This window comes from Mesorhizobium sp. M0938 (assembly GCF_040319125.1).
Taxonomy (GTDB): domain Bacteria; phylum Pseudomonadota; class Alphaproteobacteria; order Rhizobiales; family Rhizobiaceae; genus Mesorhizobium; species Mesorhizobium robiniae.
The window spans coordinates 1-7,916 of sequence record NZ_JAMYNS010000042.1; the positions used below are offsets into that span (position 1 = coordinate 1).

A 7,916-nucleotide genomic window follows, 5' to 3' on the forward strand; every position below is an offset into this window, starting at 1 on the left:
TGCCCGCGATCCTGGACGAGGAGTATCGGGCCAAACTGACGAAGGCGCGGGCATAGTGGGACTTCGGCGTCGAACGGGTTGCGAAAGGGTTTATACCAAGTCTCTTGAGCCCTGGACTCATGAAGGCTTTCCAAAAAAAATGGCTGGTGTCTGATTCATTGATCGCGAATCCATGTAGCTTGGCGATGGCAGCGGCAGTGAAGCTTCGAGATGGTTATTTCGAGCTGGTTATACGGCGTCGGCGATGCGGGCACTGGCCCGGTCGAGCGATAATGCGAACCAGGTTCGCCGGTTGCTGACGTTGGCGATGATTTACGAGGGCAGCACGCGCTGCGAGGCGGCGCGGGTTGGCGGCGTAGGTCTTCAGACGGTTCGCGACTGGGTGCTGCGCTTTAACGCCTCTGGCCCTAATGGCCTGATCGACGGGGTTCCTCCTGGTGGCGTGCCCCTGCTGGATGATGCGCAGTGCCGGACCTTGGCGAACATTGTCGAGAGTGGCCCGATCCCGGCATCGCACGGCGTTGTGCGCTGGCGTCTGATCTGCAAAAGTTTAAACTTTATCTGACAGGCGGTGTCCTGGGCTGAAGCTTGAGCCGAGGCCGGGCGCGGAGTGGTCAGGGTTCGCAGCGCCCGGCCTCGGCGACAGAAAGGACACTGACATGACCAAGGACCAAAAGATCATCCGCGCCAAGGTGGGGCTGCTGGAGCTGGCCAAACAGCTCGGCAATGTCAGCCAGGCCTGCAAGATGATGGGCTATTCACGCGACAGCTTCTACCGCTTCAAGGAGCTTTACGAGACCGGCGGCGAATTGGCGCTGCAGGAGCTGACGCGCAGGAAGCCGCTGCTGGCCAACCGCACGCCACCGGAGATCGAGGCGATCATCCTCGAGCTGACGCTGGAATATCCCGCCTATGCCCGATCGCCCGGTCCGTCAGCCCCAACAACAGCGCACCGGCATCAGACGTGATTGTTCCGCCGTCAAAACCAGCCACAACTGCGCGCTTTTCAACAGGTGCAAAATCGAACCGATCCGTTATACACTCTGTTTGCATCGGGGTGGTCCTAGATCAAAGCTAAGCTGTTGTCGCAAAACAACTTTCTCTGATTCGGAACCCCGATGCACTTCAACAATGTGAGATATTCGGGCTAACGGCGCGCTCGCGAGCGGCTTCGTAACCGCCGAGCTACACTACCTGATGGGACACGACCTGCGTCAGCTTGATCAGGGACCTCACCGGCGGATTTCCATCATGGCCAGCAGCAAACATCACGCCGCACAAAAAGGCCGGACATATGAAAGCAACCGATCAAAACCATCCCGAAAAAGAGCCCCTTGCCATAGGGGGCATCCACATATGAATCATAACCCAGCCTCAGACGGAACTCACAGCAAGCCGATTTTCAAAACGGTCTCTGATAGATGCCCTGCTTCGAAGCGGTGTGCACCCGCTGTACAATGAGGATCTGCGGAATTCGCGCTACTACAACATTGGCGTTACCCATCAGAGCTTCACCAACCTTGCACGGCGTTTTTCGGACGCCATCTTTGATTCGTCCCACACTTTCGCAAAGAAGAACCTGACAAAGGGTTACCCGCTGCTGATTTCCGGCGGGTGCGGATTGAACTGTGAGTGGAACCGCAGATGGCTCGAAACAAACCTCTTTCTGATGTTTTCATTCCTCCATGCGCAAACGAGTCAGGCTCCGCAATCGGGACCGCAGTCGATGCTATGGGGTATTTCACCGGTAATGCGAAGATCAATTGGAACGTCTATTCAGGCCACCCTTTCACACTTGATGAAATTGACCGCACCGGGCTCGAGGTTCATCCACTCGACTAAGGCCAAGTGACCTCGGCGTTACTCGATGGCAAAGTGATCGGCTGGGTACAAGGGAATTGCGAAATCGGGCCATGGGCGCCCGGCAATAGGTCAATTCTCGCGGCGCCTTTTTCCAAGGCGACCCATGAGCAGTTAAATCGCATCAAAAATCGGGAGGGTTTCCGCCCGATCGCTCCAGTTTGCCTGGAAGAGATTCCGCACTCCACTTGGTCGTGCCCCGCTGAGTGGTATAACTCGGCGGTGCCCAGGAGACGGCCGAGGCCGCAAGCGGCAATGGCGCGCCGTGGCCGACCAGATCCGGCCCAAAGGTGCCGAAGCTCGCCACCATCATAGACGAGGCCGAGCACGACGTGCTCGCGTACATGACGTTCCCGAAAGAGCACCGCGTCAAGATTCACAGCACGAACCCGATCGAACGTCTCAACGGCGAGATCAAGCGCCGAACCGACGTCGGCATCTTCCCCAATGACGATGCCATTGTCCATCTCGTCGGCGCGTTGCTGCTTGAACAGAATGATGAATGGGCCGTGCAGCGGGCGCGCTACATGACGCTGGAACCGTCAGCCAGATGAGCGATGATCCGCTCATCAGCCTGCCAGCCGTGGCGCGCTAATCAGCCCGGCTTCCTGCCGGAGAGCGCTGCGACCAACGCCGTCAGCTACACCACTTCCTGCGACACGATCCTCCACTTCGATTTGGCACGCCCGTCGCCCTACATGCTTCTTTTCCAGAAGGTTCTCGATAGTCGGTTGGAGGCTGTCGCGCATGTTGACGGCACGGCGCGGCCCAGACAGTTTCGCGAGCAGAACCCGCACCTGTTTCAACTGCTTACCTGGTTCAAGGAAAAAGCGAAGTCGGCGTTCTTTGCAACACATCGCTGAACATCAATGGCACCGGCTTCATCAATCGTGCAAGCGACTTGCTGACCTATGCCCGGGCCACAGGTCTCGACGGATTTGTGATCAACGATGCTTTTTATGTACTCAAGACGGCTCACTCCGTGGCGTAAGCGGGTTTCGCTTCGATCTGTGGCAAGGCCACACCCTCCCCTCCACCCGAGCCCCTGAGGCGACCGTCGACGCAACGCTGAAATCAATCAGCCATCCCCCCAGGCAAGGGGCGAAAGCCTTGTCATAGTGTCAGATTTTCGGCCAACCGTGTCCGTTTGTCCGCCTTGCCGTTCATACCGCGGTAAATCGATCTGTCCAGCTTCAAATCCCCAGCGCGTTCAAAGTCCAGACACTGCCGCGGTGACCTGTTCGCCGTTCAGCGTCAAACAAACCCAAAGGCGTCATGAATAAGGTGGGCTAGTCTTCTGTCAGGTTGATCGGAGTGAGCCACTCAGCCCTGACGAAAGGTGGCCGCTTCAACACAATCCCTCGACTCGTCGAGAGCGGGCCGTCCCGCTCGGTGCGTGCCGCGATCTCCTTCCACTCGGGAGTTTGAACGAAATCGTCCCAACCCTTTTGGGCTGCTTCCTCACTTGGCCACTCGACGACATACCAAATCTCTCCGGTGTCCGAGGTTTCCCAAAAATCGAGGAGTTTAATTCCCGTCTTCTTGAAAAGCGGCAGGCTATCGCGAGCAAACCGCTCTCGCATTTTGTCCTTCATTCCTTCGATCGGTACGTAATGCCGGAGTTCATAGATCATTAGGTCAGTCCTTGCCCCCTACAATCAAGCGCTGCTTTTGCCGTCTCTCTCTCTCTCTCTCTCTCTCTCTCTCTCTACCAGGACGATACTTATTCCTTTGCTTGGAAGGGTATTATCGACCAATCGATTAGGTCGACGGCACGCTGAAGGGCGACTTCGGTCTCAGGAAGGCTACGCGAAACGGCGATGACATACCCGAGACAGTCCCGATAGTCGCCTTTCCTGACTATTGGGGTATTGGGTTCAACATACAATTTGACCTCGGTAACACCTGGCACGGCAGCCGCCCGACCGCCGCCCTCGATCCAATCGAGGGTGCCATCGCGATCAGGAATCAAGCTTCGCGCAGCCGCAATCTGCGAATGCCTTCTTCGCAAATCCCATTCGTCGCCGATGACAAGCTTAATGTGCTCGGTGACGAGATCGACACCGTAAGCCAGCTGAACCAGTTGAGGATCAGGCCAACCTGGCATACGCGGATTGACTTCAATGACAACTGGGCCACGCTTTGTCCACCGGAGTTCAATGTTCGTTGGCCCCCAGCCAAGGCCGAGAGCTCGCAAACAGTTTTGCGAAACATCTGCGATGCGCTCACGCTGGTTGTCAGTCAGCAGGGCCGGAAAGGTCCACTGGCGAAAGACGAAATGTGGTGGCGGGTTAAGGTCAGCAGCTTCAATCCCCATGACCTCATTTCCCATTATTTGAGCAGTATATTGCGGGCCTTCTGCGAATTCTTCGACGAGTATATTCGGCGAAGACCGCCATCCTTGTGCGAAATCTTCGACGAGTATCCTCGGCGAAGACCGCCATATGTGCTTGCCGCCCAACAGATAGGTGGTATGTTCGGCCAACTCGTCGGCGTTGTAGCACAATCGGACACCCATACTGGCAATGCCGACCGCTGGCTTAACAATCACCGGCAGTCCGATCTCCGCGGCAGAGCTTTCAACCTCCGTCGCATCCGCTGCCAAGCGATAAGAGGGCACTGGAACGCCGGCTCCCGCAAGGAGCTCACGTTGAACGAATTTGTTGCAACATCGTTCAATAGATACTGGGTTCGGTCCCGGTAAATCGAAATGGCGACAGAGCTTGCCAACTGTCGCATAGGTCGCCTCCATGGCGGACGTAATGCCAGCAATGTCATAGGTCGCACGCAGCCGGGAACATTCGGCGATCAGCGCATCGAGATTGTTTGTATCCACACGGATTGTCTCATTGCCTTCCGCCGCAAGATAGTCGTACTGAGCTGGATTAGCTGACAGGATAATTGGATGAAGACCAAGTCGCGGGGCCGCTTGGACGTACAACCGCATATTACTTGCACCTTCTATCAGGATAAGCGCTCTTTTTTCCATTGGCTGTTCACTCCACGTTGCGTGCTGCCTGCATCCCTGCGTAGATCGGCACAGTTTTCTTGGCCCTGACCGTGTTACGCGCTGACCGTGTTACGCTATGCAGGGAAAGTACCATTGTTAGCGATCTGCGTGTGCAAAGATTCTGTGAAGTTATTGAAATGTTGTAAGCGCTACGCCGTTCCCCTCGTGCGGCGCATGAGGTGAATGTGGCAAGAAACCTGCGACAGGGAGACAGAGAATCCGCGTGGGAGCAGACGGCAAAATGGACGTCCATTTGGATGTCTCGACCAGTGGCTACGGCGGCCGGCTGGAGGTTCTGGAAGGCCCGACGGGGCGTCGCTCATTCAGTGGCCGAGAAAGCCCGGATTGCGGCCGAGAGCCTGATGCCGGGGATATCGGTGGACGATCGCCCGCAATGCACGGCGTGACGCGCTGGCAAGTCTATGATTGGCGCCGGCGCCTTCCTCAGGGCCAAGCCGAGCTTCTCGACCGCCGCGGAGAGGTCTTATACCATGGGTCATGAAGCTCGACCGACGTGAGCCCACTCTCGCATTCTGCGGCGGCTTTGAGGAAGTTGAAGGGCAGGAGATCGTCGATAGCCACGTTCTCGGGGCGCTGAGGCAGTTCAGTGAGGACGTGGCGCAACCACGCTAACGGCTCGACGCCACAGGCGCGGCAGGTCAACATCAGGCTGTAGATGACGGCGCTGGCCTTGGCTCCGTCGACAGTATCGCTGAACAACCAACTCTTCCTGCCAGTTGCAAAAATCCTGATGTCGCGCTCGAGAAGATTGTTGTCGATCGGCATGCTGCCGTCCTCGGTGTAACGCGTCAGATATCCCCATTGGTTCAGGGTGTACGACACGGCGTCGCCGAGCTTGCTGTCCGGCAAGACTTTTGGGGCGATGTCGTCGAGCCATGCCTTAAGAGCATTGAGGATGGGGACACTATGTTGCTGGCGGAAGCGGCGAATGCAGTGATCTCGCGTTTCGCCCTTGTCCGGTTTTTCGTTCCGCGCCTGCCTTTCAACCCGATAGAGCTGTTCGAAGAAGCGGAGCGCCTGTTCCGGCGGGCCGCCGCCTTTCTTCCTCGCCTTTAGGGCATCGACGAAGCGCCGCCTCGAATGGGCCATGCATCCAATATGCGTTGCCCCCTCCAGCGTGCGCCAGGCGGAATAGCCATCGCTCATCACTATGCCGTGGTAATGGCCGAGGAAGGCCTGCGGGTGTATCTGGCCGCGGCCTGGCTGATAATCGAGCAGCACGATCGGCTCGTCACTGTCCTGGCCGCTCCGGTAAGCCCACATATATGACGTGCTGGCGGCCTCTCTGTCCATTTCCTTCAGCACCTGGACCGTGGTCTCGTCACCATGGATGAGGGGCTGCGATCTGAGCCGCAGCTTCAGCGCGTCATAGATGCGGGAGAGATGCTTTTCGCTCGAGCCGATCACCCAGTGGCCCAGAGCGCCTCGGCTGACAGGAACGCCGGCGCGCTCGAATGCCTGCGCCAGGCGGTAGAGCGGTGTGCCGTCGACATACTTATGAACGAGCGCGAAGGCCAGCGTCGAGGCCGTGGCGATGCTGCCCGGCAAAGGTTGCGCGGGCATCGGCGCGATCACGACCGGCGTGCTGATCCCGGTGCGGTTCAATGACGGCGGGCATACTTGAACCGCACATTCTGCAGGACCTTCGCCTTCACCTCGATATGAAGCTGCTCGGTAATGGTCTCGCCCATGCGATGCATCTGGTGACGGCAGCAAGGACAGACCTTCTGATCGTCGGGAAGGTCATACTCGACACGCTCGCGCGGCAGGTTTTCCGGCAAGGCCTTGCGGCCGCGCTTCTTTCCCGTCGCCCCTTCGGTCGCCGGCAAGCCCGTGTCCGGCAGGACAACGACATCGCCATCTTCGTTGTCGGCGTCGTCTTCATCGGCAATCTGTTCGGCTTCATTGAAGAGGCGATCAACGTGTTTTTCACTGCGCGGCGCAAAACGATGCAGTCGTGCAAGCGCCAGCTCTTCCTCGAGCTTGACGACGCGTTCGGTGAGTTGACGGTTCTCCGCCTGCAGCGCAGCAATACGCGCCATCAACTCTTCAACAGTCGGTTCGCCGGGTCGATTCATCAGATTCTTGAATCGAAAGCATGCCGCCGCGTCAATCGCTCAATTCGAGAGCCCTCAACCGGCAACCTGATATTGCCGCACCGGATGGCGGACCATCGCATCGATATCGATGCCGTCGAGAATCCAGTGCAATTGCTCGGTCGTAAGCGTGACCACCGCTGCCTCCCGGCGCGGCCACCGGAACTTGTCCTCGGTCAGCCGCTTCAGGACCAGCACAAAGCCCGACCGGTCAAAGAACAAGAGTCTCATCCGGTCGCGACGGCGATTGCAGAACGCAAAAACCGCCGGAGCAAACGGATCGAGCGCCATCGTCTCTTGGACCAGGACCGCAAGGCTGTTGATGCCGGCCCGGAAGTCGATCGGCTCGCGGTGCAGGTAGACTTTCAGGTCAGCGCCCAGTCTGAACATGACCCATTGCTCCGATGGTCGCATCAATGCATCCACATCACCGCATTCCAGCGTCAACTTCACGCCGTTCGGCAGTGACGCGCTCACCTTGGCTGGAGAGGAAAAAGGCGCAGTCCTTTTCGATGCCGACCCACGCACCCCATCGCAAGTCCCCGGCAAATCCACCGCAGCCATGCTGCTCTGTCGCAGCAAGGCCCGATCGGAAGTGCTTTCAATCTGAACCGGGATAAACGCCGGCGATGAGGACGGCGGGAGGGACTGGGTTTCCGTGCGCTTCTTTATCCACTTCCGAAGAAGGTTCGCATTGACCCCATGTTCGAGTGCAAGCCTCGATACCGACACGCCAGGCTCAACGCAGGCCGAGACAAGACGGTCCTTCGATGCGGGGTCGTATCGGCGTCGCCCGTTCCGACCGACAAGCCTTACCAGCAGTTTCTGATCATCTTCTTCCATCACAAGGTGTCCACCTATTTTGGTGGACACCTTGTATGGGGATTTCGTTGTCAAGGGGCCTTCACTGATTTCGCGGTAAAGCGGTC

Annotated in this window: 5 protein-coding genes and 7 pseudogenes; 6 read left to right on the forward strand and 6 right to left on the reverse strand. The window is 57.9% G+C overall.

The window, feature by feature from the left end:
- Positions 1-244 precede the first annotated feature (244 nt).
- Together NKH73_RS32235 and NKH73_RS32240 are read left to right on the forward strand one after the other, a co-directional pair.
- Positions 245-538 (forward strand): annotated as a pseudogene (locus tag NKH73_RS32235) (helix-turn-helix domain-containing protein); the annotation flags it as partial.
- A gap of 121 nt (positions 539-659) precedes the next feature.
- Positions 660-920: pseudogene (locus NKH73_RS32240) on the forward strand (helix-turn-helix domain-containing protein); the annotation flags it as partial.
- Here the strand turns inward: NKH73_RS32240 and NKH73_RS32685 are convergent.
- A pseudogene (locus NKH73_RS32685) lies at positions 916-1,053 on the reverse strand (IS1380 family transposase); the annotation flags it as partial. The pseudogenes NKH73_RS32240 and NKH73_RS32685 overlap by 5 nt on opposite strands.
- 822 nt (positions 1,054-1,875) lie before the next feature.
- Between NKH73_RS32685 and NKH73_RS32245 the strand changes: the two are divergent.
- From NKH73_RS32245 to NKH73_RS32260, 4 genes and pseudogenes are all read left to right on the forward strand, one after another.
- Positions 1,876-1,992, forward strand: a pseudogene (locus NKH73_RS32245) (carbamoyltransferase C-terminal domain-containing protein); the annotation flags it as partial.
- A gap of 95 nt (positions 1,993-2,087) precedes the next feature.
- A pseudogene (locus NKH73_RS32250) lies at positions 2,088-2,455 on the forward strand (transposase); the annotation flags it as partial.
- On the forward strand, positions 2,418-2,723 hold the full coding sequence (locus NKH73_RS32255) for a carbamoyltransferase C-terminal domain-containing protein (RefSeq protein ID WP_352939495.1): 306 nt from the start codon (positions 2,418-2,420) through the stop codon (positions 2,721-2,723). The pseudogene NKH73_RS32250 and the gene NKH73_RS32255, both read left to right, overlap by 38 nt.
- Positions 2,675-2,851 (forward strand): carbamoyltransferase C-terminal domain-containing protein, encoded by a 177-nt coding sequence (locus tag NKH73_RS32260; protein ID WP_352939505.1) that lies wholly within the window; start codon positions 2,675-2,677, stop codon positions 2,849-2,851. The genes NKH73_RS32255 and NKH73_RS32260 overlap by 49 nt, the downstream gene beginning before the upstream one ends.
- Positions 2,852-3,149: 298 nt before the next feature.
- On the opposite strand, the gene NKH73_RS32265 is transcribed toward NKH73_RS32260, so the two are convergent.
- The 5 genes and pseudogenes from NKH73_RS32265 to tnpA form a co-directional block, all read right to left on the reverse strand.
- The gene (locus NKH73_RS32265; protein WP_263792381.1) at positions 3,150-3,494 is read right to left on the reverse strand and encodes an NIPSNAP family protein; all 345 of its coding nucleotides are present in this window, start codon (positions 3,492-3,494) and stop codon (positions 3,150-3,152) included.
- 89 nt (positions 3,495-3,583) lie between these two features.
- A complete protein-coding gene (locus NKH73_RS32270; protein ID WP_352939499.1) occupies positions 3,584-4,849 on the reverse strand; it encodes an ATP-grasp domain-containing protein in 1,266 nt (421 codons plus the stop codon).
- Between the two features lie 558 nt (positions 4,850-5,407).
- Positions 5,408-6,969: pseudogene (gene tnpC / locus NKH73_RS32275) on the reverse strand (IS66 family transposase); the annotation flags it as partial.
- A 54-nt stretch (positions 6,970-7,023) separates the two neighbouring features.
- On the reverse strand, positions 7,024-7,401 hold the full coding sequence (gene tnpB / locus NKH73_RS32280; protein WP_352939502.1) for an IS66 family insertion sequence element accessory protein TnpB: 378 nt from the start codon (positions 7,399-7,401) through the stop codon (positions 7,024-7,026).
- Positions 7,358-7,830, reverse strand: a pseudogene (tnpA, locus tag NKH73_RS32285) (IS66-like element accessory protein TnpA). The gene tnpB and the pseudogene tnpA overlap by 44 nt, the downstream one beginning before the upstream one ends.
- Positions 7,831-7,916 lie beyond the last annotated feature (86 nt).